Raw genomic sequence first — 25,987 nt, 5'->3', positions numbered from 1 at the left:
TATGCAAGCTGAAATCCTGTCGGACGATGAACTCGCCGACCTAACCGGCTACAAGCGTCGATCTGATCAGCGCAAATGGCTCAAGGATCGCAACTGGGTGTTCGTCGAGAGCCGCGGCGGCCGACCGCTAGTTGGCCGGATGTTCGCCCGCATGAAACTTGGCATGGTTAACGCCGAAATCACTGATCCAAATCCGCCGCCGGCGCGTCCAGCTTGGACGCCTGATTTCTCAAGAGTGAACTGATATGCGCCCCCGAAATACGGAAAACAGGGACTTGCCGCCAGGAATGGTGCGCCGTAAGCGCCCAAGGAAGAATGGCAAGGTCTGGATCGGCTACTACTACCGTGACTCAGCAGGAAAAGAGATTCCGCTTGGTACAGACCTGAGCAAAGCCCGGCTGAAGTGGGCCGAACTGGAGGCCAAAGAAAAGCCTGCCGATCTGACAACGATGAAGGGCATCTTCGACCGGTACGTGCGCGACGTCATCCCAAAAAAGGGGGAGCGGACCCAGAAGGACAACATGGCCGAACTGAAACAGCTTCGTCCTACGTTTGATGAGGCGCCCATCGATTCAATTACGCCGTTCAACATCGCCGGCTACCGTGATGCCCGCTCAGCAAAGGTTCGTGCCAACCGCGAGATCGCGCTCCTGTCGCACGTTTTCAACATGGCCAGGGAGTGGGGGCTGACGGAGCGGGAGAACCCTTGCCAGGGCATCAGGAAGAACAAGGAGGCGCCGCGCGATTACTACGCCAACGCAGCTGTTTGGGATGCCGTCTACGCGGTTGCCGAACAAGAACTCAAAGAAGCGATGGACCTGGGCTATTTGACCGGACAGCGGCCAGCTGACGTGCTGATCATGCGCAGCGACGATATCGAGGGTGACTACTTCCTGGTAACGCAGGGCAAGACCGGCCAGAAGCTTCGAATCCTGATGCGTGCAGAAGCCGGGGAAAACAGCTTGGGGAGATTGGTCAGGGAGATTGCCGAAAGGAATGTCGGTCATTCATCCAAGTACCTGTTGATCAACAGGCATGGAAAGCGAATGACGAAGGGGATGTTGCGCTTGCGCTGGGACAAGGCTCGGGAAAAAGCTCAGCAGAACGCCATCGAACAAGGCGACCCGCTGCTCGCGGCCAAGATTGGAGAGTTTCAGTTCCGCGACATCCGGCCGAAGGCCGCGTCGGAAATCATCGATATCGGGGATGCAAGCCTGCTGCTTGGACACAGCAAACAGGAGATCACAAAGCGGGTTTACAGGAGGATTGGCGCCACCGCGAAACCGTCCAAATAGGCAAAGTTTCGGAACTCCTACCTAAAAGTTTCGGAACTCCCGCCAAAAGCAGAAGAAACATTCTCAAACCCCAGGAACGCAAAAGCCCCGCTTTCGCGAGGCTTTCGTGTAAATCTTGGCGGGAAACCAGGGATTCGAACCCTGGGAACGCTATTAACGTTCGCCGGTTTTCAAGACCGGTGCATTCAACCACTCTGCCAATTTCCCTTGTGCATCACAGGATTATAGTAGCTCATCCCGTCTCAGCGGGCGCCATAATACCCGAATGAAACACACTGTCAAACTCTCTGCATCGCTTGTTACAGGGCGTCTGTTATGATCTTTGCGACTGAACGTTTCAAAACTGAAGGAGTGTCGCCATGCGCGAACAGAATTACGCAGTGAATGGTAACGCGCAGGCTGAGCAGCTTGAAGTCAGCCGCGTCTTGCGCAACACGTACGGACTGCTCGCCCTTACCCTCGCATTCAGCGGCGTGATGGCCTACGTGGCCCAGCAGATGCGCGTTGGTTATCCGAATATCTTTGTCGTGCTGATCGGCTTCTATGGTCTGTTCTTCCTGACCAACAAGTTGCGCGATTCGGCCTGGGGCCTGGTGTCGGCGTTTGCCTTGACCGGTTTCATGGGCTTCATCCTCGGGCCCATCCTCAACCGCTACCTCGGCATGGCCGGCGGTGCGGAAGTGGTCAGTTCGGCGTTTGCCATGACTGCCCTGGTGTTTGGTGGCCTGTCGGCCTACGTGCTGATCAGCCGTAAGGACATGAGCTTCCTGGGTGGCTTCATTACCGCGGGCTTCTTCGTGTTGCTGGCGGCAGTAGTGGCCAGCATGTTCTTCCAGATCAGCGGCTTGCAACTGGCGATCAGCGCGGGTTTTGTGCTGTTTTCCTCGGTGTGCATCCTGTTCCAGACCAGCGCCATCATCCACGGCGGTGAGCGTAACTACATTATGGCGACCGTGAGCCTGTATGTTTCGATCTACAACCTGTTTATCAGCCTGTTGCAGATCTTCGGCATCATGAGCCGCGACGACTGATCAGTCGTCACAATAAAAAATGCCCCGTATCGTGAGATACGGGGCATTTTTATTTTCAGGCCTGCACGAATGGTCAGTACTGGTTGGGCTCCATTTCCAGCTCGACCTTGAAGCGCTTGAAGATATCCTGCTGGATACGCAACGCCAGGTTGGCAATCTCGCGGCCTGTGGCGGTGCCGTAGTTGACCAGCACCAGCGCCTGCAGCTTGTGTACCCCCGCGTCGCCGTCTCGAAAGCCCTTCCAGCCTGCCTTGTCGATCAGCCAGCCGGCGGCGAGTTTCATTTGCCCGTCGGCCTGGGGGTAGGCCACCAGGTCCGGGTACTGGCTTTTCAGCTCATCAGCGAGGGCCTGGGATACCAGCGGGTTCTTGAAGAAGCTGCCGGCATTGCCCAGCTCTGCCGGGTCGGGCAGTTTTTCCCGGCGAATGCTGCAGATCGCCCGGCTGACATCGCTTGGCGTGGCGTCGGTAATACCCTGGGCGGCCAGGCGTTGTTGTACCGGGCCGTAGTCAAGTTTCAGCTGGCTGGCGCGGCTGAGGGCAAAGCGTACTCGCAGGATCAACCAGCGCCCGACCTCATGCTTGAACAGGCTGTCACGGTAAGCAAACCTGCATTCGTCCAGGCTGAAATCCCGCAGCTCGCCGGTCTGGCGATCCAGGGCGGTGAGGCCGGCGAACACATCCTTGATCTCCACGCCGTAGGCACCGATGTTCTGCATCGGCGCCGCACCGACGGTGCCGGGGATCAGGCTGAGGTTTTCCAGGCCGCAAAAGCCGTGCTCAAGGGTCCACAACACAAACGGATGCCAGGCTTCGCCTGCTTCGGCCTCGACGATGACCTGCTCGCCATCGTCATGCAGCACGCGAATGCCTTGGGTGGCCATGCGCAATACCAGGGCAGGCACATCCTGGGTCAGCAACAGGTTGCTGCCACCACCGATCACCAACAGCGGCAGCGCTTGTGCAGCCGCGTAGGCCAGCGCCTCGCGGACATCCGCATCACTGTGGGCCTCGGCAAACAATTGCGCACGCACATCAATGCCAAAGCTGTTGAATGGCTTGAGCGATACCTGCGCAAGCACTTGCAAGGTCATAACCGCCCCTTCAATTCGATCACCAATAAATCGCAGGCGCGCTCGATCAGGTCCAGGACCCGCTCGAAACCTTGCTCACCTTCGTAGTAAGGGTCTGGCACCTCGTCCATTTCGCCATCAAAGCGGCGCAGGAACAAATCCAGCTCCGCCTTGCCCTGCCCCGGCTGCATGGCCTTGAGGTTGCGCAGGTTGCTGTGGTCCATGGCCAGAATCAGGTCATAGCGCGCAAAGTCAGCGCGGCTGACCTGTTGGGCACGCTGGGACGACAAGTCATAACCCCGCGCCAGCGCCGCACGTTGACTGCGCTGGTCCGGCGGGTTGCCGATATGCCATTCGCCGGTGCCGGCAGACGCCACTTCAACCTGGCCGGACAAGCCTGCGTCGCGCAATTTATGGCGTAGCACGCCTTCAGCGGTCGGCGAGCGGCAGATATTGCCCAGGCATACAAACAGGACTTCCATCAGGCGCCCAGCAGGCGACGGACGCGCTCCAGGTCTTCCTGGGTGTCGACACCTGCTGGCGGCGCCTCCAGGGCATCGCTGACATGGATGCGCACCCCGTGCCACAGCGCACGCAGTTGCTCCAGGGATTCGGTGTTTTCCAGCCAGCAGGGGCCCCAATTGACGAAATCATGCAGGAAACCGGCACGATAGGCGTATATGCCGATGTGGCGGCGATACGGCACGCCTTCCGGCAATATGTCGCGATTGCTGGCGAAGGCATCCCGCGCCCAAGGCAGGGTCGAGCGACTGAACGTCAGTGCCAGGCCATTGATGTCGCTGACCACTTTCACCACGTTCGGATTGAACAGCGTGTCAATATCTTCGATCGGTTCGGCCAGGGTCGCCATGCGGGCTTCGCCATGGGCCGCCAGGTTGGCGGCAACCTGGTCGATGACGCTCGGCGGGATCAACGGCTCGTCGCCTTGTACGTTCACCACGATGGCGTCTGGCGCCAAACCGAGCTGGGTGGCCACTTCGGCCAGGCGATCAGTACCGGAGTTGTGGTCTTCACGGGTCAGTACCGCTTCGGCACCAAAGCCTTTGCACGCCTCGATAATACGCGGGTCATCGGTGGCGACCACCACGCGCTCGGCGCTGCTTTTGCAGGCCTGTTCCCACACCAGCTGGATCATCGGTTTGTCGCCGATCATTTGCAGCGGCTTGCCCGGCAGGCGCGTCGAGGCATAGCGGGAGGGAATGACAACGGTAAAGGCGGTGGTCATTTATCCAGGCGCTCATCGGTGGTCAAGGTGCGGGCTTCGCTTTCGAGCATGACCGGGATGCCGTCACGGATGGGGTAAGCCAGGCCGGCGCCCTTGCTGATCAGCTCGGTCTTGTCGGCGCTGAGCTTGAGCGGGCCTTTGCAGATCGGGCAAGCGAGGATATCGAGCAGTTTGGTGTCCATGAGTGTTTCCTGGAAAGAAGCGTTTTAAGGCAAGAGACGGTCGGGCAGCAGACGCATCAGCTGCGTGTCGAACCAGGCGACGAACGCCGGTGACGGCACCGCATCCACCGCAAGGTACCACCAGTCGGGCTGGGCAAAGGCGCGGCACTTCACCGCGTCCTTTTCGGTCATGACCAGCGGCAATGACGGGGTAAAATTCAAGACCTCGGCGCTGTAGGGCGCGTGGTCGGCAAAAGCATGGGGTATCGGCTGCCAGTGTAGCGTTTCAAGGGTATTGAAGAAACGTTGCGGATTGCCGATGCCAGCGACTGCATGCACCTGCTGGCCCTCAGGAAAGTAGGCTACCGGCTGGCGCTCGCCACTGTGCAGGTTAACCAGCGCGTTGGGTTGCAGGCGAAAGGCAAAGCCATCTTCACGGTCCGTCGCGGCACCGTTATACAGCAGCGCATCGACACTCTGCAGGCGCTCCACCGGCTCGCGCAACGGCCCGGCAGGCAGGCAGCGGCGATTGCCAAGCCCGCGGGCGGCATCGATCAGCACCAGTTCGAGATCGCGGGCCAGGCGGTAATGCTGCAAGCCGTCGTCGGAAAGGATCAGGTCCAGGGGTTCACTGGCCAGCAGGGCCTTTACCGCGCGACTGCGGTCGGGGTCGATCATCAGCGCTACGCCGCTGCGCTGTACGATCAGCAAGGGCTCGTCGCCGGCCACGTCGGCGCTGTGGCTGGCCTCGACCCGCCACGGCAGTTGCGGTGGCTTGGCGCCGTAGCCACGGCTGACCACACCCACGCGCAAACCGCTGCGCCGGCAGTGTTCGATCAGCCACAGGATCAACGGCGTCTTGCCGGTGCCTCCTACGGTGATGTTGCCGACCACCACTACCGGCACCGGCGATTGATAGATCTCGCCCTCACCCGCCACAAAGCGCGCACGCTTGCGTTGCACTATCCGGCGATACAGTGACTCCAGCGGGCGCAACAACACCAGCGCCGGATGGCCCTCGTACCAGGCCTTGAGCAAACGATCGGACATGGCCATCAGGGTGGGCTCGCCGCCTCGACGGTGGTCATGCGCAAATGACTGAAACCGAGCTTGCCGGCCGCGTCCATGGCGGTGATCACGGCTTGGTGCTGGGTCTTGCCGTCAGCGCTGATGGACAGCGGCAGCTGGGTGTCACCACCGGATTCCTTCTGCAAGGCTTCCATCAGGCTGGCGAGGTCGTTTTTCTCCAGCAACTGATTATTCACCGAAAACACGCCATCGGCGCTGATGGCGATATCCAGTTGCTTGACCTGCTGGTCCTCGGCAGGCGAACCGCTCACTGCTTCAGGCAAATCGACACGCAGCTGGGTTTCCCGGGTGAAGGTGGTGGTCACGACAAAGAACAGCAGCAGGATAAACACCACGTCGATCAATGACGCGAGGTTGATATCGACATTTTCCCGTTGCTTGCGGCGAAATTTCACGCTTTGCCCTCGACCAGGTCCACGTCACGGTCGCCCTGCACCACTTCCACCAGCTTGATGGCTTCCTGTTCCATGCCGACCACCAGCTCATCGATGCGCCGTTGCAGGAAGCGGTGGAAGAACACCGCGGGAATCCCCACCATCAGGCCCGCAGCCGTGGTGATCAAGGCCTTGGAAATACCGCCGGCAAGTACCGCCGCGTTGGTCGCCATGCCCGCGCCCATGAACGAGCTGAAAATGTCGATCATGCCCAGCACCGTGCCGAGCAGGCCGAGCAGCGGTGCCATGGCGGCGATGGTACCGAGGGCGTTGATGTAACGCTCCAGTTCATGGATCACCCGCGCAGCCGCTTCCTCAATGCACTCTTTCATGATCTCGCGACCATGCTTGGAGTTGGCCAGGCCGGCGGCTAGGATTTCACCCAGCGGCGAATTGGCGCGCAGCTCCTTGAGTTTTTGCTTGTCGAGCTGCTTGTTCTTGATCCAGCCCCAGACTTGCCCCAGCAAGTGCTCGGGGGTGACGCGACTGGCGCGCAGGGTCCACAGGCGTTCGGCAATGATGCCGAGTGCGGCGATGGAGCTCAGAATGATCGGCAACATCATCCAGCCACCGGATTTGACCAATTCCCACACAGTGAATGTCCCCTCGAAAAAGTGCGCCACTTTACCATATAGGTTCGGCAGCGGGGTTCGTCGGCTACAGGCCCCCCCGTCGCGGCCCAGAGTCTTTGGTAACGCCGGATTACGGTAACGGTTCGCGCCAGAACCTGCGTTGACTGCGCGCAACAGTCGGCGGCAGGAACGTTCCCAGGCGCAGGCGCACAGCGCCTTGTTCAGCACTGTCATATACCCGACTGCCCAGGGCCTGATAGCGCTCCATTACTTGTGGATGAGGATGGCCGAATGCATTGCTGCGCCCGCGGGAGATCAGCACCGATGCCGGCGCCAGCCGCTGCAGGAAGGGCCAGGACGAAGAGCTGCGGCTGCCATGGTGCGGGGCCTGCAACCAATCGGTCGGCACCGCCAGCGGCGAGGCCAGGAATGCCTGTTCGGCGGCGCGATCAATATCGCCGGTGAGCAGCAGGCGTTCGCCATTCGCCTCGACCTGCAGTACGCAGGACCTGGGATTGCCATCAATCGCACCGGCCCATTGCCACAGTTCAAAGGCCACGCCATCCCATTCCCACCGCTCGCCGCTGGTACAGGGCTGGGTACCGAGAAACCCTGGCAGGCCTTCGGTTTCGCCGCCCACCACGCGCTTGGCGAGCAGCCCCCGGGCCACTGCCGCCGCACCACCGGCATGATCGGCATCAGCATGGCTGAGCAGCATCATGTCCAACTGCCCTACCCCGAGCTTTTTCAACGACGGCAAGACAACCCGCGCCCCCTGGTCGACAGGCCCCGACCGGGGCCCGGCATCATAAAGCAAGGAGTGATGGCGAGTGCGCAGGATCAGGGCCTGCCCCTGGCCGACATCCAGCTGCACCACGTCCACCTGCCCATGGGGTATCGACTCCCTGGGTGGAAACACCGCCAACAACAGCATGGGCCAGCCCAAAAACCGAAACGGGAGGCCCTTGGGCAATAGCAAAATCACTGCGCCGGCCAGGCTCACCAGCCAATAGCCCAAAGGTACTTCGGCCGGTATCCAGGCCGGCAGTTGCGCGGCCAACAGCGCCAGGCCCTTGAACAAGCCGTCCAGCGCACCACCGGCCAACCACAGCAAACCTCCGCCCGCCAACGGCACCCACAGCAGCGCCGTGCCCAGCAGCGCCAGGGGTAGCACCACCAGGCTGATCCACGGCACGGCAACCAGGTTGGCCACGGGTGCACTGAGGCTGATGGGCAAACCCAACACCAGCAGCAACGGGAACAAACCAATGGCGATCAACCACTGGGGACGCGTCCAGACCTGCCAGGCGCTCCACGGCCCCAGGCGCCCGCTGAATGCCAGGACCAGCGCTGCGACCGCCGCAAACGACAGCCAGAACCCCGGCTGCAGGCTGGCCAGGGGCTCAAGCACCAGCACAGCGTTCAGCGCCAGCAACAACGGCCACCAAACACCCAAGTGACGAAAGCGCAAACGCCACAGCAACACCAGCCCCACCATGACGCAAGCTCGCTGCACCGGCACGCCGAACCCCGCCAGCAGGCCATAAGCCAACGCCCCGGCAAATGCCAGGCCGCACGCCCACGGCAGCCACGGCCAGGTTCGGGGCCAGCACCCATGGCGCGCCAACAAAGCGATCAAGCCGTAGATCAACCCCGCCAGCAGGCCAATGTGCTGCCCGGAAATCACCAGCAGATGCACCGTGCCGGTGTCCTGCAACACCTGCCAATCCTCAGGCGCCAGCCCGGAACCGTCGCCCAGTACCAATGCAGCCAAGCCCGCCTCGCGGCCCTGGGCATCCACGGCCAGCAGGCGCTGTCGGACAGCGTCGCGCCAGGCATTGCGGGCCGGCGCCAGGCGCTCGCCGTCCTTCACGGTCGCGGTGGCGCCGATACGCTGGGCCAGCAGCCAGGCCTCATGGTCAAACCCGTGGAAATTAAGCAGGCCGGCAGGCCGCTTCAGCGTCAATGCCAGGCGCCAGCGCTCCCCGCTGTTAACCGTGGGCCCGCCGTGCCAGGACACGCGAATGCGCTTGGGCAGCCGCGCAGTGCGCGACCGGCTGTCGGCCAGTTCGAAGCGCACGCTCGTGCCCGTCTGTTGCGGCAGGCCGATGACACGCCCTTCGACCCAGCGCGTCTGCCCATCCAGCACCGGGCGCAAGCGGTCATCCAGCGCCCACTGCGCACTGATACAGGCCCAACTCAAACCGAACAGAAAGAACGCCCCGGGATAGGTGCGAAAAGGCAGCAGCATCAACGCCAGCACCAACATGGCCAACACCCCTGCGCCGGGCGGCAACGCAGGTAACCAACGCAACGCCAGTAACCCCAGCGCCAAGGCCAACATCGCTGTTTTCATGGATCATCCTTTTCCACTGATCCATTCAGTCTTAGCTGGCTGACCGGCAGCGCCTATGATGTTTTGTCACAAAGTCTGAATTTTCTGTTTATAGAATCCGGGCATACTTGCCCCTCAAATTGACCTGGACCCCTTATGCCCCGGCGCTTATTCAAACGGTACATGCCCGATCCCAGCAGTATCAGGGAACATAAGTCATTACAGTTTCTTGGCACCCTGCTGCATGATCCGAACCTCTGGCACCTGAACCGGCATTCAGTGGCTCGTGCCATGGCGGTGGGTTTATTTGCGGCTTTTATACCGATTCCGTTGCAGATGCTGCTCGCGGCAATCCTGGCGATTGTCGTGCGCGGCAATATGCCGATCGCCGTCAGCCTGGTGTGGCTGACCAACCCGATCACCATGCCGGTGGTGTTTGTGTGTACCTACATGACCGGCGCCTGGCTGATGAACGTACCGCCGCGCAGCCTGCCCGATAACCTCACATGGGAATGGATCAGCGGCCAGCTGAGCACGCTCTGGCAGCCGTTCCTGCTGGGCTCGGTGGTATTGGGGCTGGTATTGGGGGCGCTGGCCTATTGCTTGACGATGACGTACTGGCGCTGGTGGGTGGCGCACCAGTGGAAAAAACGTAAATTGCGTCGGCGCTGAACAGCTAACGCGCCAGCAAGCGCAGATGCACCCGCAGGCCCTGTCCGGTATTTTCCGCCCATAAGCGCCCGCCCTGGCGCTGCACGGCGTTGCGGGCGATGCTCAGGCCCAGGCCGAAACCACCATCGCCGGGCCGCGAGCCGTCCAAACGGGTGAAAGGCGCGAAGATGCGTTCCAAATCCCGCTCATCAATACCGCCGCCCTGATCCTGCAGCCAGATATGCCAATAATCCCCCTCGCGGCACCCGTCGAGTTGCACGCAGCCATCGTCGGGAGAATGGCGTATGGCGTTGCGCAGGATGTTTTCCAGAGCCTGGGCCAGTGTGTTCAGGTTGCCACGCACCCAACTGTCAGCCGGCAACAGGCACGGCAAGCGCGACGCCGGCCAGTGGCTTTCGAAACAGGCGTTTTCGCGCAACATGTCCCATAACGCCTGCAACTGAATGTCTTCCTGGGGCAGCGGCGCTGTTTCGCTGTCGAGCCAGGCCAGTTGCAGGCTGTCTTCCACCAGGCGTTGCATGGCGTCGATTTCCCGGCCCAGGCGCTCGCGCAGGCGGGTCGGGTCTTGCTCGCTATCGCAAGCCACCCGCAGACGGCTCAAGGGCGTACGCAGTTCATGGGACATGTCGCGCAGCAACTGCTGCTGCAAGCGCACCGTGCCCTGCAAGCGTTCGGACATATGGTCAAAGGCGCGCCCCAACTCTCCCAATTCATCCTGGCGGCTGGTCGCATCCCGGGACAGCCGCGTATGCAACTGGTCGGCACGCCAGGCATTGGCCTGCTCGCGCAATTGATTGAGGGGCATGATCAGCAGCCGATAGAGGCCGATGCACAGCAACAGGGTGAACAGGCCCGGAATCACACCGTTGGTGACTACCCGCCAGAACAGTTGATAGCGCCCCGGCATAAAACGTTGCGGCAACTCGATCACCAGTGACCCCAGGCCAGGATTGACCGGAAACGGCACCTTCATCCACGGCAGCCCTATGACATGCCGGCTGACCGGCCAATCCAGCCCGCGCAAAAAGGTCAGGCGCTGGCTTTCCTTGTCACTCAGGGGCGTGTTGCTGAGGGATTGCAAATCGTTGCCGATCACGCCAACCCAGGTGGTTTCACGCTTGGCCATCAGTTGCAACCAGGCATCCACCCCGGCGCGACCTTGTGTGCTCCAGGCCAGCTCGGCACCTGCCGCATAGCCACCGAGGATCTCCCGCGACTTGTCCGACAGGTACGCGCTCTGCTGCTCCATATAGCGGCCCCACGACCAACTGAGCCAGATCATCAGCAAACAGAAGGCGATCAACAGGCAGGCCAGTTTCCAGAACAGCGAGTGCTTGCCCGGCAGCCGCTCAAAGCCCTTCATCATGACCGCTCAGCATGTAACCCTTGCCCCACACCGTGCGCACTTCACGCTCGGCATAGCCGATGGCCTTGAGTTTGCGGCGAATCTGGCTGACGTGCATGTCGAGGCTGCGGTCATGGGGCGCATAACCACGCTGCAGCACCTGCTGATACAGGAAGGCTTTGCTGAGGACTTCTTCAGCGTTGCGGTGCAGGGTTTCCAGCAGCCGGTACTCGCTGCGCGTCAGCCCGCCCCACTGTGCCTGGCAGCACACATCACAGCGCTCATCATCAAAATGCAGCATCGGGGCATTCTCCCGCATCACTGCGCGCGGCGGCTCAGGCCGGCGATCCAGGGCCACCCGGCGCAGGATGGCTTCAATGCGCACGCGCAATTCAGCCATGCTGAACGGCTTGGGCAGATAGTCATCCGCGCCCAGGCGAAAGCCGCTGATGCGGTCGGCTTCGGCGCCCAGGGCCGACATCAGAATCACCGGCATGGCGTGGCTCTGACGCAAATGCGTGAGGATCGACAGCCCGTCCAGCCCCGGCAACAGGATGTCCATCAACACCAGGTCAAATGCCTGGTCTCGGGCCATTTGCAGGCCTTGCTGGCCGTTGCGACACCACGTCACCTGAAAACCACTGTGGCCGAGCTGCTCATGCACGTAGGCCCCCAACACAGGGTCATCTTCGATGGTCAGGATAGTGGGTAGGCCAACTGTTGCGGGAGTCATTAGCGTCTGCAAGTCATTCTCAATCACTGATTATTCAAGATTAAATGGTTACAGGCAATCGCCACGCGGCGCCGAATGGCCCGAAGATTGCCGCATGTCATTAATTTGCAAGATTCCAGACCGTGCAAATGGCTACACTGCGCAGGTGGCGCGGGCCGGATGCCAGCGTGGATAATTGATAACAACGTGGTAGCAGGAGAGTGGCGTGCTTAGAAGAATGGGGATAAAAGGCCGCGTACTGTTGCTGACCTTATTACCGACCAGCCTGATGGCCTTGGTGTTGGTGTTGGGAGGGTATTTCACCTGGATGCAACTGTCGGAATTGCAGAGCCAGTTGCTGCAACGCGGCGAAATGATCGCCGAACAATTGGCGCCGCTGGTGGCGCCTGCCCTGGGCCATAAGAACACTGAACTGCTGGAGCGCATCGCCACTCAATCCTTGGAGCAGTCAGACGTGCGCGCGGTGTCGTTCCTCGCTCCAGACCGTTCGCCCTTGGCGCACGCCGGCCCGACCATGCTCAACCCGCCGCCTACCGGTAACAGTTCGCATCTACTGCAGCGCACCGGCAACGATGCCACCCGTTATCTGCTGCCGGTATTCGGCCGGCATCGCAATCTGGCCGGCGAACTCATCCCCGATGAGTCTGACCGCCTGCTGGGGTGGGTCGAAGTGGAGCTGTCCCACAACGGCATGCTGCTGCGCGGCTACCGCAGCCTGTTCGCCAGCCTGTTGCTGATCGCCATCGGTCTGATGTGTACCGCTGCCCTCGCCCTGCGAATCAGCCGCACCATCAATTCGCCGATTGGTCAGATCAAGCAAGCCGTGGCCCAGCTCAAGGACGGCAACCTGGAAACCCGTTTGCCGCTGTTAGGCAGCCAGGAGTTGGACCAGCTCGCGTCGGGCATCAACCGCATGGCCGAAACCCTGCAGAATGCCCAGGAAGAATTGCAACACAGCATCGACCAGGCCACCGAAGACGTGCGCCAGAACCTGGAGACCATCGAGATCCAGAACATCGAGCTGGACCTGGCTCGCAAGGAGGCTCTGGAAGCCAGCCGCATCAAGTCGGAGTTCCTGGCCAATATGAGCCATGAGATCCGCACGCCACTCAACGGCATCCTCGGCTTTACCCACCTGCTGCAAAAAAGCGAGCTGTCACCGCGCCAGCTGGATTACCTGGGCACCATCGAAAAATCCGCCGACAACCTGCTGGGTATCATCAACGAGATCCTTGACTTCTCGAAGATCGAGGCCGGCAAGCTGGTACTCGACAGCGTGCCGTTCAACCTGCGGGACCTGCTGCAAGACACCCTGACCATCCTCGCCCCCGCCGCCCATGCCAAGCAGCTCGAACTGGTCAGCCTGGTGTACCGCGACACGCCGCTGGCGCTGGTGGGCGACCCGCTGCGCCTCAAGCAGATCCTGACCAACCTGATCAGCAACGCGATCAAGTTCACCCGCGAAGGCACCATCGTTGCCCGGGCGATGATCGAGGATGAGCAGGAAGACAGCGTGCAGTTGCGCATCAGCGTGCAAGACACCGGCATTGGCCTGTCCAACCAGGATGTCCGCGCACTGTTCCAGGCGTTCAGCCAGGCCGACAACTCGCTGTCGCGCCAGCCCGGCGGCACTGGCCTGGGGTTGGTAATTTCCAAGCGTTTGATCGAGCAGATGGGCGGCGAAATCGGCGTCGACAGCACACCAGGTGAAGGCTCCGAGTTCTGGATCAGCTTGAACCTGCCAAAGACCCGTGACGACGTTGAAGATCTGCCCGGCCCGCCGCTGCTGGGTCGCCGCGTGGCTGTGCTGGAAAACCACGAACTGGCGCGCCAGGCCCTGCAACATCAACTGGAAGACTGCGGCCTGGAAGTCACACCGTTCAACACCCTGGAAAGCCTGACCAATGGCATCACCAGTGCGCACCAGACCGAACTGGCGATCAGCCTTGCGGTGCTCGGCGTCACCGCCAATGACATTCCACCCGAGCGTCTCAACCAACACTTATGGGACCTCGAACACCTGGGCTGCAAGGTCCTGGTACTGTGCCCGACTACCGAGCAGATGCTGTTCAACCAATCGGTGCCCAACCCCAACAGCCAGTTGCAGGCCAAGCCCGCTTGTACACGCAAGCTGCGCCGCTCCCTGGCCGACCTGATCAGCCCGCGCCCCTCGCGCAGCGAACCGGGAGAGCCGCTGTCCAGCCGTGCGCCACGGGTGCTGTGCGTGGACGACAACCCGGCCAACCTGCTACTGGTGCAAACCCTGCTGGAAGACATGGGCGCCAAGGTGCAGGCGGTGGAAAGCGGTTATGCGGCCATTGATGCGGTGAAGCAGGAAACCTTCGACCTGGTGTTGATGGATGTACAAATGCCCGGCATGGACGGGCGCCAGAGCACCGAGGCCATTCGCCAGTGGGAAAGCGAACGCCACGGCACGCCGCTGCCGGTGGTCGCCCTCACGGCCCACGCCATGGCCAACGAAAAACGCGCCCTGCTGCAAAGCGGCATGGACGACTACCTGACCAAGCCCATCAGTGAGCGGCAATTGGCCCAGGTGGTGTTGAAATGGACCGGCCTGGCCCTGCGCAATCAAGGCCCGGAGCGCGTCAACGACGGCCTGGCCCAGGGCGTGCAACTGCTGGTGCTCGACCACGAGGAAGGCCTGCGCCTGGCCGCCAACAAGGCAGACCTCGCCGCTGACATGCTCGCCATGCTGCTGGCTTCCCTGGAAGCTGATCGCCTGGCAATCACCCTCGCCCGCGAAGCCAATGACAACCATGCCCTGATCGAACGCGTCCACCGTCTGCATGGCGCCACGCGCTACTGCGGCGTGCCGCAACTGCGCGCAGCCTGCCAACGCGCCGAAACCCTGCTCAAGCAGGATGATGCCAAGGCCATGGCCGCGCTGGATGAACTGGACATGGCAATTGCGCGGCTGGCCAGTGAAGCCAGGGTCAGTGCCTGATCCTGTATTCATGGGCACCGAATCAACAATGTGGGAGGGGGCTTGCCCCCGATAGCGGTGTATCAGTTACAGATATTCGACTGAAACACTGCCATCGGGAGCAAGCCCCCTCCCACATTTAGTCAGCATTTCCAACGTGTAAATTGCAGGGAGCCTTTTTGATGCGCGTCATTCTGTTCAGCAGCCAAGCCTACGACCGTGACAGCTTTCTCGGAGAGCCGCGCCCCCAGGGCATCGAGCTGCAATTCCAACCCGCCCGCCTCAACCTCGACACCGTGGCCCTGGCCGAACATCACGAGGTGGTCTGCGCCTTTATCAACGACGACCTCAGCGCACCGGTATTGGAGCAGCTGGCCAAAGGCGGCACGCGCCTGGTCGCCCTGCGTTCGGCCGGTTACAACCACGTCGACTTGCGGGCTGCAAAGCGCCTGGGCCTGACCATCGTGCGCGTGCCCGCGTATTCGCCCCACGCCGTGGCCGAGCACGCCGTGGCGCTGATCCTGGCGCTCAATCGGCGGCTGCACCGGGCCTACAACCGCACCCGCGATGGCGATTTCAGCCTGCACGGGCTCACCGGTTTCGATCTGGTCGGCAAGACCGTCGGCGTGGTCGGCACCGGGCAAATCGGCGCCACGTTCGCCAAGATCATGGCCGGCTTCGGCTGCCAGCTGCTGGCCTGCGATCCCTTCCCGAATCCTCAGGTCCAGGCCCTCGGCGCCCGTTACGTGAGCCTGCCCGAATTGCTGGCCGAGGCGCAGATCATCAGCCTGCACTGCCCGTTGACCGTCGACAGCCAGCACCTGATCAACGCCGGCTCCCTGGCGCAGATGCAGCCCGGCGCGATGCTGATCAATACTGGGCGCGGTGGTCTGGTCGATACCCCGGCGCTGATCGAAGCGCTCAAGGAGGGCCAGTTGGGCTATCTGGGGCTGGATGTATACGAGGAAGAAGCCCAGCTGTTTTTCGAGGATCGCTCGGACCTGCCCCTGCAAGACGACGTGCTCGCCCGCCTGCTGACCTTCCCCAATGTGATCATTACCGCGCACCAGGCATTCCTCACCCGCGAGGCCCTGGCGGCGATTGCCGGCACGACACTGGCCAACATCGCGGCCTGGGCCGAGGGACGGGCGCAGAACCGGGTCGAGGGATGATCAGCGGTCACATACCAGGCTCATGATAGGCCGGCACCCGTGATAGGATGCCGCGCCTATTTGGAGGATCCATGGCCGAACACGATTTCCGCTTCAGCTTGCTGAGCCCGCAACACACCCTGATCGAATGCCGCGCCCTGGTGCCGGGCCGTTACCAAGTCACCGGCAACGGTGGTTCGATCAAGCATGGCGACGTGCTGATCGTCACCTTGCGCGGCAGTAAAACCCTGTCGATGCGCCTGACCGTCGAAGGGGATGCGCGCTACTCCATCCGCCCGGCCGGCCAATGGGTCGCCATGGCCCAGGGGCCGAAGTTCGGTGAGCTGGAGATTCATACCTGGAAGGTCAATTGCGACAGCTGCGACACCGTGCTGGAGTTTGAATTTGCGGTGGAAACCAAGCTGACCAAGGAACCACTGCAGCCGGCTGCCAACGCACGCATCAAAGAACTCGGCTGGGCCAGCGAAGGCGACAAGCACCGCTGTCCGAAATGCCAGCAGGCTGCGCAATGAAAGGCGCGTTGTTGCTCGCCGCGATCGGCGTTGGCCTGGCCGGCTGCGCCGCGGATGGCGCGAAGCTGGAGCGCGACCACAGCTATGTGGTGGAATGGATCGGTGAACGACCGCTGATGGACTATGCGCACCTGACCGTCACCCTCGGTGCCGATGGCCGTGCCTATGGCAATGGCGGCTGCAACCACTGGTTCGCGCCGTACACCGTCGAGGGCGACAAGCTCAGCTTCGGCCAGATCGGCAGCACCCGCAAACTCTGCGCCGAGGCCCTGATGGAGCAGGAGCAGCGCTTCTTCCAGGCTCTGCAAGGCGTGCAGCGCTGGGACATCTCGCCGATCGAACAGACGCGGTTCTGGCCGGCCGAGGGTAAGCCGATCCGCTTGTGGCTTGAAGAAGGCTGATATCCTCAATCTTCGGATTGATGGGATCTCAATGTGGGAGGGGGCTTGCTCCCGATATCAGTGTGTCAGTCAATACATCAATTGACTGTTACACCGCTATCGGGAGCAAGCCCCCTCCCACATTTTCTCTGAGGTGTTGCTTTAACCGCGCAGGGCCTTGAGCTTGCCCAGCACCCCTTCTGCGGTCTGTTCCCCCATCAATTGCTCCCGCACCTTGCCCTTGTCATCGATGATATAGGTCACCGGCAAAGCCTCGCTGCGCGGAATCTCGAAGATCCCATCCGGGTTCTGGGCCAGGACCGTGAACTTGATCCCCAGTTTGTCGCTGGCGGCCTTCAGTTCCTCACCCTGCACATTATCGAAATTAACCCCGAACACGCCCACACCCTGCCCTTTCAGTTGCTCAGCCAAGGCATTGAGCTCAGGGATTTCCGTGCGGCACGGTCCACACCATTCGGCCCAGTAATTGACCACCAGCCACTGCTTGTCCAGCCGTTCGGCCGCCACTTTCTGGCCGTATTGGTCAACGCCGTAATCGTTACCGCAGCCGCTGAGCAGCAGGGTTGTGATGATCGCCAATGCACCGATCAGTCGCCTTGTCATGGGGTATTCCTTCGCAAAAATGAACATGGGCTGCGGCCTATCGCCTCTTACGGTTTAAGGACAGGCGCCAGCGCAGGTAGAATACCCGCCACCTTACGTAAGATGCGACCCGCACATGACCGATCTGACGCTTTATCACAACCCGCGCTGCTCGAAATCCCGCGGTGCGCTCGAACTGCTGGAAGCCCGTGGCCTCGCCCCGACCGTGGTGCGCTACCTGGAAACCCCACTGGATGCGGCGCAAATCAAGGCCCTGCTGGAAAAACTGGGGATCAACGCCCGTCAGCTGCTGCGCACCGGCGAAGACGAATACAAGACCCTCAACCTGGCCGACGCCAACCTCAGCGAAGCGCAATTGATCGCCGCCATCGCCGCCCATCCCAAGCTGATGGAGCGCCCGATCCTGGAAACCGCCGATAAAGCCATCATTGGCCGCCCACCCGAGAACGTGCTGGAGATCCTGCCGTGAGCGCGCCCTATGTGCTGGTGTTGTATTACAGCCGCAATGGCTCGGTGAGCGAGATGGCCCGGCAGATTGCCCGCGGTATCGAGCAAGGCGGCATGGAAGCGCGGCTGCGCACGGTGCCGGCGATTTCCACCGAGTGCGAAGCCGTGGCGCCGAGCATTCCCGATGAAGGCGCGCTGTATGCCAGCCTGGATGACCTGAAGCACTGCTCGGGCCTGGCCCTGGGCAGCCCGACCCGTTTCGGCAACATGGCCGCGCCGCTCAAGTACTTCCTCGACGGCACCAGCAACCTGTGGCTCACCGGCGCGCTGGTGGGCAAGCCGGCCGGCGTGTTCACCTCCACCGCCAGCCTGCATGGCGGCCAGGAGACCACGCTGATGTCGATGCTGTTGCCGCTGTTGCACCACGGCATGCTGATCACCGGCCTGCCCTACAGCGAGCAGGCGCTGCTTGATACCCAGGGCGGCGGCACGCCTTACGGCGCCAGCCACCATTCCGGGCCCGACGGCAAACGTATGCTCGACCCCCATGAAATCACCCTGTGCCGAGCCCTGGGCCTGCGCCTGGCCAAGACCGCCACGCTGCTGGAGAACGGCCGTGGCCAGGAAGCCTAAAATCCTGCCGCCCCAGGCGTGGCTGGAACCGCGGGTCAAGGTTGCACGGGCGCTGAGCCTGCTGGCGTTTTTTGGCCTGGTGGGTTTGTTGTGCGTGTACTACCTGTTCATCGCCGACCTGCATGGGGCGCGTCCATGGGTGATCCTGCTGATCGAACTGGTGCCGCTGCTGGTACTGGCGCCCGGGATGATCATAGGCAGCGCCCGCGGGCATTCGTGGATGTGCTTTGTGGTGAACCTGTATTTCATCAAGGGCGCACTGGCGGCGTACGACCCGAACCGCCAGTGGTTCGGGGTGTTGGAGATGCTGGCGAGCCTGGCGGTGTTTTGCACGGCGCTGTTGTATGTGCGTTGGCGGCATCAACTGAACCGTCGACTGGCCGATTGACACGCTCCTACGATGATCAATGGTTGACGGTATACGCCAGCATCATCGACAGCTGGCACATCGGCCGCCCACTCTCGCCATGCCACTGGTTGAAGGCGCCCTGCACCGTTGCCAAATCCCGCAGGCTGGTGGGTGCCTTGTCGACGATCTTCTGTGCGTTCAACGCCGCCACCACGTCATAGCTCGGCACAAACGTATCCTTGCCCACCATCCGCAGAAACCGCGGCGCCGACAGCCCGCCCAACTGGTGGCCGTGTTTGCTCAGGTATTTCCATAACCCGACGATATCGGTTACCGGCCAATCGGCGACGAACGCACCGAAGCTGCCCTTTTCCTGCTCGATATCGAGGATCATCTGCGCGTTGCGCGGCACACTTTTGAGCTTGCCCAGGTGGCGGATGATGCGCGTGTCCTGCATCAGGCGCTCCAGGTGCTCGGCACCCATCAGCACGACTTTTTCCGGATCGAAACCGAAAAACACTTGCTCGAATGCCGGCCATTTGGCATCGACCACACTGTGCTTCAAGCCCGCACGAAACACCCGTAGCGCCAAGGTCGACAGGTAACGGTCATCGGGGATCTTGCGCAATTGCGCCGGGGTCTTGGGCACAGGCAGGTGGGCCTCCAGCTCGGCCGCCGAACCGAAGCGGTTCAGACAATATTCGTGCAGCCACTTGTAATCGCGCATGCCCTCTCCTGGCAGTTGAATTGAAAACGGCGCCCGCAAGCGCCGTGTACTAGAGCCTTGATAAGGCTCAGAGGTTCACTACATTGACGAAACGCGATGCGGCCGTCTCATCGATTTTCAGGCTGGTGAAGTCGAACAGGTTGCGATCGGCCAACTGCGACGGGATGACGTTCTGCAGGCTGCGGAAGATGCTCTCGGTACGCCCGGGGGTCTTGCGCTCCCAGTCCAGCAGCATGTCCTTGACCACCTGGCGCTGCAGGTTTTCCTGGGAGCCGCACAGGTTGCAGGGGATGATCGGGAATTGCTTGAAGTCGGAGTACGCCTGGATGTCCTTCTCGTTGCAATACGCCAGCGGGCGGATTACCACATTGCGCCCGTCATCGGCGCGTAGCTTGGGCGGCATGGCCTTGAGGGAGCCATTGAAGAACATATTCAGGAAGAAGGTCTCGACGATGTCATCGCGGTGATGACCCAGGGCCATCTTGGTCGCGCCGATCTCGTCGGCAAAGGTGTAGAGCGTGCCACGGCGCAGGCGCGAGCACAGCGAGCAGGTGGTCTTGCCTTCCGGGATCAGCTCCTTGACCACCGAGTAGGTGTCTTTCTCGACAATGTGGTACTCGATGCCCAGTTCTTTCAGGTAGGCCGGCAGCACGTGCTCGGGAAAGCCAGGCTGTTTCTGGTCCATGTTGACGGCGACGATCTCGAACTGGATCGGCGCAACCTTTTGCAGGTGCAGCAACACGTCGAGCATGGTGTAGCTGTCTTTGCCGCCGGAGAGGCAGACCATGACCTTGTCGCCATCCTCGATCATGTTGAAATCGGCGACCGCTTCACCGGCCAGGCGACGCAGGCGTTTTTGCAGTTTGTTCTGGTTGACCGTAAGAGTGCCCATGGCGCTTGGATCCGCTGAAGGTGTGTGACGAAAAGCCGGGTATTTTAGCGATGTCGAGTACTTACATTCAATGTGGGAGCAAGCCCCCCATATTTGACAGGCCCAGCGGCGATTAAACCCCAGGTTTACAGTGCGATTTGCTCTAAAGGCCCTACAGTTATTCCGGTCATCACTTCCTATACTGCGACTTGAGGTCGCACACATATATCCAGACCTTTCAGGCCATCTGGCCCGTGGGCGCTCCGATGGGGGGCGATGGTAATAACGACAGGAGTGACTGGCATGATCCATCACGTCGTGGGGCTGTTTACCCATCCCGACCAGGAATGGCGGGAAATTCGTGGCGATAAGGAAGAAAGCATCGGCCACATGTACCTCACTCATACCCTGATACTTGCAGCGATCCCCGCCGTATCTGCCTTTATCGGCACCACCCAGGTCGGCTGGGTCATCGGCAACCGCGCGCCGGTCATGCTGACCCAGGAAAGCGCGCTGTGGATGACCCTGATGTCTTACGCCGCCATGCTCGGCGGTGTAGCAGTGATGGGGGCGTTCATTCACTGGATGGCGCGCACCTACGACGCCAGCCCCAGCATGGCCCGTTGCGTGGCCTTTGCCACCTACACCGCGACCCCACTGTTTATCGGTGGGCTGGCGGCGCTCTACCCGCATATGTGGCTGGGCATGGTCGTCGGCACGGCGGCGATCTGCTACACGGTGTACCTGCTGTATGTGGGCTTGCCGACTTTCATGAGCATCGACCCGGACGAAGGCTTCCTGTTCTCCAGCTCGGTATTGGCCGTGGGCCTCGTGGTACTGGTGGCGATCATGGCCTTTACTGTCATCGTCTGGGGCTTGGGCGTCGGGCCGATCTACACCAGCTGAACAAACAAAACCCTGGGGCAAGGCCACCGCAAGGTGGCTTTGTGCGTCATGCATGACCATTCGGCGCCTGACAGATTCGGAAACACCTGGTTTTGCGGCATACTGGGTGTCTCTGGAGATATGTACAGCATGCCCGAGCAACTCAATACCCGCGTCGAAGATTGTTTCCTGCAAGCCGAATCCTTTTTCAAACGAAGCTTCAAACGCCCCCAGGTCAGCCTCAAGCTGCGGGGCCAGAAGGCCGGTGTCGCGCATTTGCACGAGAACCTGCTGCGCTTCAACCCTCAGCTGTACCGTGAAAACAGCCAGCACTTTCTCAAGCAAACCGTGGCCCACGAAGTGGCGCACCTGATTGCCCACCAGTTGTTCGGCGAACGTATCCAGCCCCATGGCGAGGAATGGCAGCTGATCATGCGCGGGGTTTATGAACTGCCGCCGGATCGTTGCCATACCTATGAGATCAAGCGTCGCCAGGTAAAGCGCTATATCTACCGATGCCCGTGTGCGGACAGTGATTTTCCGTTTTCGGCGCAGCGCCATGGGTTGGTGAACCAGGGACGGCGGTATTTGTGTCGGCGGTGTCGGCAGACCCTGGTATATACCGGGGAGACACGGGTGGAATAAGGGCCTCATCGGGAGCAAGCCCCTCCCACATTTAGAATGTATTCACAGATCCAAAGGTGGGAGGGGGCTTGCTCCCGATGAGGCCAGTACATTCACCCAACCACCCTGGCCTGCCGCAACGCCTCTATCCGCTGAGCACTGAACCCCAACTGCGCCAACACTTCATCACTGTGCGCCCCCACTGCCACACCAATATGCCGAGGCTCTGGCAAACCTTCGGAAAACTTCAGCGGGCAGGCCAATTGCGCTTGTGTCGAGCCATCCCCTCTGGGCACCTGGCTGACCAGTTCTCGAGCCTTCAACTGCGGATGTTCAACAGCCTCCGCCAGGCTCAACACCGGTTCCACACACGCATCCACCCCGGCGAACAGCTCGCAAAGCTCCTCAAAGCTGCGCTTCTCAAACTCCACCCGCAGGGCCTGCTTAAGAACGGCCTGCTGTTCAGGCTTCACGCTGTGGGCCGCCAGCTCCGGCTGTCCCAGTGCCTCGCATAATTGCTGCATAAACGCTGGCTCCAAACTCCCCACCGACATCCAGCGTCCATCACGACTGCGATAGTAGTCGTAGAAACTCCCACCATTGAGCACATGGTTCTCCCACTCAGGCTCCACCCCGCAGGCCAGGTAACCGGCGCCGGCCATGGCGTTCAGGCTGAACGAGCAATCGGTCATGCTCACATCCAGGTACTGTCCCACCCCGCTCTGCTGCCTGGCAATCACCGCCGCCAGCAAGCCCACCACCGCATGCAGCGACCCGCCTGCCACATCGGCCAGTTGTACCCCCAGCGGCAGCGGCCCGCTGTCCCGGCGCCCGGTGTGGCTGGCCACGCCGGCCAACGCCAGGTAATTGATATCGTGGCCGGCGCGGTCCTTATAAGGGCCGGTCTGGCCGTAGCCAGTAATCGATACATAGATCAGCCGGGGGTTGATCGCTTTCAGCGCCGCGTAACCCAAACCCAGGCGCTCCATGACCCCGGGGCGAAACTGCTCGACCAGAATGTCATGTTCCTTCACCAACTCACGCACGATCTCCACCGCCTCGGCCTGCTTGAGATCCAGGGCCAGACTGCGCTTGTTGCGATTGAGATAGGCATGGCTCGCCGACGTGCCGCGGTCATGGGGCGGCAATACGCGCAGCAGGTCCATGCGCGTAGGCGATTCGATACGCAACACCTCGGCGCCCATGTCCGCCAGCAACAAGGAGGCAAACGGGCCGGGCAGCAAGGTGGAAAAATCCAGCACTTTAAGGGACGCCAAGGGACCTGACATACGGACTCCATCCGGGTTGCGAATCCCCACAGACTAGGCAGCCTTGCGCCTGCCGGCAATCGTCAGAACGATCAGCGGCAGTGACCGTTTTGATCACGGCGGGCTTTTTCGCGGCGGCGGCTTTATCATTGGCCCACGTTAGTTGGCAGAGTGTTCCATGAAGTTCGCGATTGCACTGTATAGCGCCGCCCACACGCCCTCCTCGCGCCGCGCCCTGTTGTTCGCCCAGGCGGCGCTGGCCGGCGGGCATGAGATTGTGCGGCTGTTTTTTTATCAAGATGGCGTGTACAGCGCATCCAATAACATCGTTGCTCCCCAGGATGAGCAAGATATCGCCCGCCAATGGCGCGAATTTGTCAGCCAGCACCAGCTTGATGGCGTGGTGTGCATCGCCGCGGCCTTGCGCCGTGGCGTGCTCAATGCCGAGGAAGCCACGCGCTATCAACGCAGCGCGGTTAACCTGGAGGCACCCTGGGCGCTGTCGGGCCTGGGGCAATTGCATGACGCTATACAGGGCGCCGACCGCCTGATCTGTTTTGGAGGGCCATGACATGTCCAAATCCCTGTTGGTAATCAGCCGCCAGGCCCCATGGTCCGGGCCGAGTGCGCGGGAAGCGCTGGATATCGTGCTGGCCGGTGGCGCGTTTGATCTGCCCATTGGCCTGCTGTTTCTTGACGACGGTGTGTTTCAGCTGGCACCGCACCAGGACGCCAAGGCTGTGCAGCAAAAGGACCTCGGTGCCAACCTGCAGGCATTGGGGCTGTTTGGCATTGATGACGTATTCGCTTGCAGCCATAGCCTGGCGGAGCGCGGGCTCACCCCGCCGGCCAGCGCCCAGCCCCTGGGCAACGAAGACATTTGCAGGCTGATTGACCGTTACGACCAGGTGATAACCCTCTGATGTCAACTTTACATGTGCTGTCTCATTCTCCGTTCACCGATAGCCGCCTCGACAGCTGCCTGCGCCTGTGTGGGCGCGAAGACGCGATCCTGCTCTGCGGCGATGGCGCCTACGGCTTGCACAGCCCTGCCCTGCACACCAAGGGCGTGAAGGTGTTTGTACTGGCCGAAGACATGCAGGCGCGTAATTTGCCCCTGCCCGACTGGGCCGACAGTGTGGACTACCCAGGTTTCGTACAACTGTCGATCGACTACGACAAGGTCAACACCTGGCTATGAACACCTTGACCGTAGGCGCTCGCGCCCTGGAACTGGACAAGGACGGCTACCTCGTCGACCTGGATGACTGGTCCGAGGAGGTGGCGCAGGCCCTGGCCGCCGCCGAAGCCCTGGAGCTGACCCCGGATCACTGGGAGATCCTCCGGCTGCTGCGCCAGTTCTATGCCCAATTCCAGCTGTCCCCGGCCACGCGCCCGCTGATCAAGTACACCGCCTTGAAGCTGGGCCCGGAAAAGGGCAACAGCCTGCACCTCAACAAATTGTTCAATGGCACTCCCGCCAAACTCGCCGCCAAGCTGGCGGGCCTGCCCAGGCCGACGAATTGCTTATGACCGACTTTGCCCCCCTGACCCTCGCAACGCCTGAAGAGCACCCCTTTGCGCAGTTCGTGCGCATCCTCGGTAAAGGCAAGCGCGGCGCGCGCAACCTCACCCGCGAGGAAGCCCGGGAGGCCATGGGCATGCTGCTCGACGAAAAGGTCGAGGATACCCAGCTCGGTGCCTTCCTGATGCTGCTGCGTCACAAGGAAGAAAGCCCCGAAGAGCTTGCCGGCTTCACCGAAGCGGTACGTGAACGGCTCAACGCACCAGCCCTGAATGTGGACATCGACTGGCCGACCTATGCCGGCAAGAAACGCCACCTGCCGTGGTTCCTGCTCGCGGCCAAGTGCCTGGCACAAAACGGCGTGCGCATCCTGATGCACGGCGGTGGTGCCCACACGGCGGGCCGGTTGTACACCGAGCAGTTGCTGGAGGCTCTACGGATCCCGCTGTGCCGCAATTGGCAGCAAGTCGAGAGCGCCTTCGAGCACGGCAACCTGGCGTTTATCCCGCTAGGCGACTGGGCACCGCAATTGCAACGCATGATCGACCTGCGCAACACCCTCGGCCTGCGCTCGCCCATCCATTCGCTAGCACGGTTGCTTAACCCGCTGAACGCGCGTTGCGGCCTGCAAAGCATCTTCCACCCGGGTTACCAGGGCGTACATCGCGATGCCAGTGGCCTGCTCGGTGACAATGTGATTGTGGTCAAGGGCGACGGTGGCGAGATCGAGATCAACCCCGACACCCTCAGTCACTTGTATGGCACCACTGGCGGCCAGAGCTGGGACGAAGAGTGGCCCGCCCTCTCCGCCCAGCGTCACGTCAAGCCGGCGACGCTGGAACCTGAACACTTGAAAGCACTGTGGCGCGGTGAGATCGAGGACAGCTATCCACAATTAGCCCTGATCGCCACCATGGCCCTGGCCTTGCGCGGCCTCGGTCACCCACGGCAACAGGCGTTCGAATTGGCCCGACAATACTGGGACGCACGGGACAAATCGATTTAATCGATAATTAAGCCCGGGTCTTTGCGCTTTTAGTT

The 25,987-nt window shown here is 61.4% G+C and carries 32 protein-coding genes and 1 tRNA gene; 18 read left to right on the top strand and 15 right to left on the bottom strand.

All coding sequences use genetic code 11. The features are described 5' to 3' along the window. The first annotated feature begins 1 nt into the window (after position 1). Entirely contained in the window at positions 2-244 is a 243-nt protein-coding gene (locus BLU48_RS07430; protein ID WP_057024348.1) for a DUF4224 domain-containing protein, read from the top strand. A gap of 1 nt (position 245) precedes the next feature. After that, positions 246-1,295: a tyrosine-type recombinase/integrase gene (locus BLU48_RS07425; RefSeq protein ID WP_057024347.1), complete on the top strand. Its 1,050-nt coding sequence runs from the start codon at positions 246-248 to the stop codon at positions 1,293-1,295. Positions 1,296-1,411: 116 nt separating this feature from the next. On the opposite strand, the gene BLU48_RS07420 is transcribed toward BLU48_RS07425, so the two are convergent. Further along, positions 1,412-1,502: transfer RNA gene (locus BLU48_RS07420), tRNA-Ser, on the bottom strand. Positions 1,503-1,654: 152 nt separating this feature from the next. Here BLU48_RS07420 and BLU48_RS07415 point away from each other — a divergent pair. Then, positions 1,655-2,326 (top strand): Bax inhibitor-1/YccA family protein, encoded by a 672-nt coding sequence (locus BLU48_RS07415; RefSeq protein ID WP_046068609.1) that lies wholly within the window; start codon positions 1,655-1,657, stop codon positions 2,324-2,326. Positions 2,327-2,399: 73 nt separating this feature from the next. On the opposite strand, the gene murB is transcribed toward BLU48_RS07415, so the two are convergent. The 8 genes from murB to BLU48_RS07375 form a co-directional block, all read right to left on the bottom strand. After that, a complete protein-coding gene (murB, locus tag BLU48_RS07410; protein ID WP_057024346.1) occupies positions 2,400-3,419 on the bottom strand; it encodes a UDP-N-acetylmuramate dehydrogenase in 1,020 nt (339 codons plus the stop codon). Continuing rightward, positions 3,416-3,880: a low molecular weight protein-tyrosine-phosphatase gene (locus BLU48_RS07405; RefSeq protein ID WP_057024345.1), complete on the bottom strand. Its 465-nt coding sequence runs from the start codon at positions 3,878-3,880 to the stop codon at positions 3,416-3,418. Before BLU48_RS07405 ends, murB begins: the two co-directional genes overlap by 4 nt. After that, positions 3,880-4,644 (bottom strand): 3-deoxy-manno-octulosonate cytidylyltransferase, encoded by a 765-nt coding sequence (gene kdsB / locus BLU48_RS07400; RefSeq protein WP_057024344.1) that lies wholly within the window; start codon positions 4,642-4,644, stop codon positions 3,880-3,882. The genes BLU48_RS07405 and kdsB overlap by 1 nt, the downstream gene beginning before the upstream one ends. Further along, complete coding sequence (locus BLU48_RS07395) at positions 4,641-4,826, bottom strand: Trm112 family protein (RefSeq protein WP_003174668.1); 186 nt, start codon at positions 4,824-4,826, stop codon at positions 4,641-4,643. Before BLU48_RS07395 ends, kdsB begins: the two co-directional genes overlap by 4 nt. Positions 4,827-4,850: 24 nt before the next feature. Continuing rightward, positions 4,851-5,861 (bottom strand): tetraacyldisaccharide 4'-kinase, encoded by a 1,011-nt coding sequence (lpxK, locus tag BLU48_RS07390; protein ID WP_057024343.1) that lies wholly within the window; start codon positions 5,859-5,861, stop codon positions 4,851-4,853. Beyond that, positions 5,861-6,289, bottom strand: a complete 429-nt coding sequence (locus tag BLU48_RS07385; protein ID WP_043046643.1) for an ExbD/TolR family protein — start codon at positions 6,287-6,289, stop codon at positions 5,861-5,863. The genes lpxK and BLU48_RS07385 overlap by 1 nt, the downstream gene beginning before the upstream one ends. After that, positions 6,286-6,921, bottom strand: a complete 636-nt coding sequence (locus tag BLU48_RS07380) for a MotA/TolQ/ExbB proton channel family protein (RefSeq protein WP_043046641.1) — start codon at positions 6,919-6,921, stop codon at positions 6,286-6,288. The genes BLU48_RS07385 and BLU48_RS07380 overlap by 4 nt, the downstream gene beginning before the upstream one ends. A 109-nt stretch (positions 6,922-7,030) precedes the next feature. Then, positions 7,031-9,256 (bottom strand): DNA internalization-related competence protein ComEC/Rec2, encoded by a 2,226-nt coding sequence (locus tag BLU48_RS07375; RefSeq protein ID WP_231989021.1) that lies wholly within the window; start codon positions 9,254-9,256, stop codon positions 7,031-7,033. Between the two features lie 135 nt (positions 9,257-9,391). Here BLU48_RS07375 and BLU48_RS07370 point away from each other — a divergent pair, with 135 nt between their 5' ends. Further along, positions 9,392-9,907: a DUF2062 domain-containing protein gene (locus BLU48_RS07370; RefSeq protein ID WP_043046639.1), complete on the top strand. Its 516-nt coding sequence runs from the start codon at positions 9,392-9,394 to the stop codon at positions 9,905-9,907. A gap of 4 nt (positions 9,908-9,911) precedes the next feature. On the opposite strand, the gene BLU48_RS07365 is transcribed toward BLU48_RS07370, so the two are convergent. Together BLU48_RS07365 and BLU48_RS07360 are read right to left on the bottom strand one after the other, a co-directional pair. After that, the gene (locus BLU48_RS07365) at positions 9,912-11,270 is read right to left on the bottom strand and encodes a sensor histidine kinase (RefSeq protein WP_057024341.1); all 1,359 of its coding nucleotides are present in this window, start codon (positions 11,268-11,270) and stop codon (positions 9,912-9,914) included. Then, entirely contained in the window at positions 11,257-11,985 is a 729-nt protein-coding gene (locus BLU48_RS07360) for a response regulator transcription factor (protein WP_057024340.1), read from the bottom strand. The genes BLU48_RS07365 and BLU48_RS07360 overlap by 14 nt, the downstream gene beginning before the upstream one ends. Positions 11,986-12,190: 205 nt before the next feature. Between BLU48_RS07360 and BLU48_RS07355 the strand changes: the two genes are divergently transcribed. The 4 genes from BLU48_RS07355 to BLU48_RS07340 all read left to right on the top strand — a co-directional run bounded on the left by BLU48_RS07355 (position 12,191) and on the right by BLU48_RS07340 (position 17,014). Then, entirely contained in the window at positions 12,191-14,950 is a 2,760-nt protein-coding gene (locus BLU48_RS07355) for a response regulator (RefSeq protein ID WP_057024339.1), read from the top strand. Between the two features lie 161 nt (positions 14,951-15,111). Beyond that, positions 15,112-16,101 carry a 2-hydroxyacid dehydrogenase gene (locus BLU48_RS07350; RefSeq protein ID WP_057024338.1) on the top strand — a complete coding sequence of 330 codons (990 nt, stop codon included), beginning with the start codon at positions 15,112-15,114 and terminating at the stop codon, positions 16,099-16,101. 71 nt (positions 16,102-16,172) lie between these two features. Continuing rightward, positions 16,173-16,613, top strand: coding sequence for a hypothetical protein (locus tag BLU48_RS07345; protein WP_043046633.1), 441 nt, complete (start codon positions 16,173-16,175; stop codon positions 16,611-16,613). Continuing rightward, positions 16,610-17,014 (top strand): META domain-containing protein, encoded by a 405-nt coding sequence (locus tag BLU48_RS07340; RefSeq protein WP_057024337.1) that lies wholly within the window; start codon positions 16,610-16,612, stop codon positions 17,012-17,014. Before BLU48_RS07345 ends, BLU48_RS07340 begins: the two co-directional genes overlap by 4 nt. Before the next feature lie 141 nt (positions 17,015-17,155). Here the strand turns inward: BLU48_RS07340 and BLU48_RS07335 are convergent, their stop codons facing one another. Next, a complete protein-coding gene (locus BLU48_RS07335) occupies positions 17,156-17,617 on the bottom strand; it encodes a TlpA disulfide reductase family protein (RefSeq protein WP_043046629.1) in 462 nt (153 codons plus the stop codon). 115 nt (positions 17,618-17,732) lie between these two features. Here BLU48_RS07335 and arsC point away from each other — a divergent pair, with 115 nt between their 5' ends. From arsC to BLU48_RS07320, 3 genes are read left to right on the top strand one after another with little or no spacing between them, the layout of a single operon-like run. Further along, positions 17,733-18,086 (top strand): arsenate reductase (glutaredoxin), encoded by a 354-nt coding sequence (gene arsC / locus BLU48_RS07330; RefSeq protein ID WP_057024336.1) that lies wholly within the window; start codon positions 17,733-17,735, stop codon positions 18,084-18,086. Continuing rightward, positions 18,083-18,697, top strand: a complete 615-nt coding sequence (wrbA, locus tag BLU48_RS07325; protein WP_057014436.1) for an NAD(P)H:quinone oxidoreductase — start codon at positions 18,083-18,085, stop codon at positions 18,695-18,697. The genes arsC and wrbA overlap by 4 nt, the downstream gene beginning before the upstream one ends. Continuing rightward, entirely contained in the window at positions 18,681-19,085 is a 405-nt protein-coding gene (locus BLU48_RS07320; RefSeq protein WP_057024335.1) for a DUF2069 domain-containing protein, read from the top strand. Before wrbA ends, BLU48_RS07320 begins: the two co-directional genes overlap by 17 nt. A 16-nt stretch (positions 19,086-19,101) precedes the next feature. Here BLU48_RS07320 and BLU48_RS07315 read toward each other — a convergent pair whose 3' ends face one another. Both BLU48_RS07315 and ttcA read right to left on the bottom strand, forming a co-directional pair. Next, complete coding sequence (locus BLU48_RS07315; RefSeq protein ID WP_057024334.1) at positions 19,102-19,773, bottom strand: DNA-3-methyladenine glycosylase I; 672 nt, start codon at positions 19,771-19,773, stop codon at positions 19,102-19,104. Between the two features lie 67 nt (positions 19,774-19,840). Beyond that, positions 19,841-20,665, bottom strand: coding sequence for a tRNA 2-thiocytidine(32) synthetase TtcA (gene ttcA / locus BLU48_RS07310; RefSeq protein ID WP_005789069.1), 825 nt, complete (start codon positions 20,663-20,665; stop codon positions 19,841-19,843). Between the two features lie 282 nt (positions 20,666-20,947). Here ttcA and BLU48_RS07305 point away from each other — a divergent pair, with 282 nt between their 5' ends. Both BLU48_RS07305 and BLU48_RS07300 read left to right on the top strand, forming a co-directional pair. Further along, a complete protein-coding gene (locus BLU48_RS07305; RefSeq protein WP_043046623.1) occupies positions 20,948-21,550 on the top strand; it encodes a Yip1 family protein in 603 nt (200 codons plus the stop codon). Between the two features lie 129 nt (positions 21,551-21,679). Continuing rightward, positions 21,680-22,174 (top strand): SprT family zinc-dependent metalloprotease, encoded by a 495-nt coding sequence (locus BLU48_RS07300; protein WP_043046725.1) that lies wholly within the window; start codon positions 21,680-21,682, stop codon positions 22,172-22,174. Between the two features lie 92 nt (positions 22,175-22,266). On the opposite strand, the gene BLU48_RS07295 is transcribed toward BLU48_RS07300, so the two are convergent. After that, the gene (locus BLU48_RS07295) at positions 22,267-23,442 is read right to left on the bottom strand and encodes a CaiB/BaiF CoA transferase family protein (protein WP_057024333.1); all 1,176 of its coding nucleotides are present in this window, start codon (positions 23,440-23,442) and stop codon (positions 22,267-22,269) included. Between the two features lie 157 nt (positions 23,443-23,599). Between BLU48_RS07295 and tusD the strand changes: the two genes are divergently transcribed. From tusD to BLU48_RS07270, 5 genes are read left to right on the top strand one after another with little or no spacing between them, the layout of a single operon-like run. Then, positions 23,600-23,992 carry a sulfurtransferase complex subunit TusD gene (tusD, locus tag BLU48_RS07290; RefSeq protein WP_057024332.1) on the top strand — a complete coding sequence of 131 codons (393 nt, stop codon included), beginning with the start codon at positions 23,600-23,602 and terminating at the stop codon, positions 23,990-23,992. Between the two features lies 1 nt (position 23,993). Then, complete coding sequence (gene tusC / locus BLU48_RS07285; RefSeq protein WP_043046620.1) at positions 23,994-24,344, top strand: sulfurtransferase complex subunit TusC; 351 nt, start codon at positions 23,994-23,996, stop codon at positions 24,342-24,344. Continuing rightward, positions 24,344-24,622 carry a sulfurtransferase complex subunit TusB gene (gene tusB, locus BLU48_RS07280; protein WP_057024331.1) on the top strand — a complete coding sequence of 93 codons (279 nt, stop codon included), beginning with the start codon at positions 24,344-24,346 and terminating at the stop codon, positions 24,620-24,622. The genes tusC and tusB overlap by 1 nt, the downstream gene beginning before the upstream one ends. Beyond that, entirely contained in the window at positions 24,619-24,954 is a 336-nt protein-coding gene (locus tag BLU48_RS07275) for a TusE/DsrC/DsvC family sulfur relay protein (protein ID WP_046068626.1), read from the top strand. The genes tusB and BLU48_RS07275 overlap by 4 nt, the downstream gene beginning before the upstream one ends. Next, positions 24,951-25,952, top strand: a complete 1,002-nt coding sequence (locus BLU48_RS07270; protein ID WP_057024330.1) for a glycosyl transferase family protein — start codon at positions 24,951-24,953, stop codon at positions 25,950-25,952. Before BLU48_RS07275 ends, BLU48_RS07270 begins: the two co-directional genes overlap by 4 nt. Positions 25,953-25,987: the final 35 nt, after the last annotated feature.

Origin of the sequence: Pseudomonas synxantha (genome assembly GCF_900105675.1) — a bacterium.
GTDB lineage: Bacteria > Pseudomonadota > Gammaproteobacteria > Pseudomonadales > Pseudomonadaceae > Aquipseudomonas > Aquipseudomonas synxantha.
The sequence above is the reverse complement of the archived record's forward strand: the minus strand, read 5'-3'. Positions and strand labels throughout refer to the sequence as shown.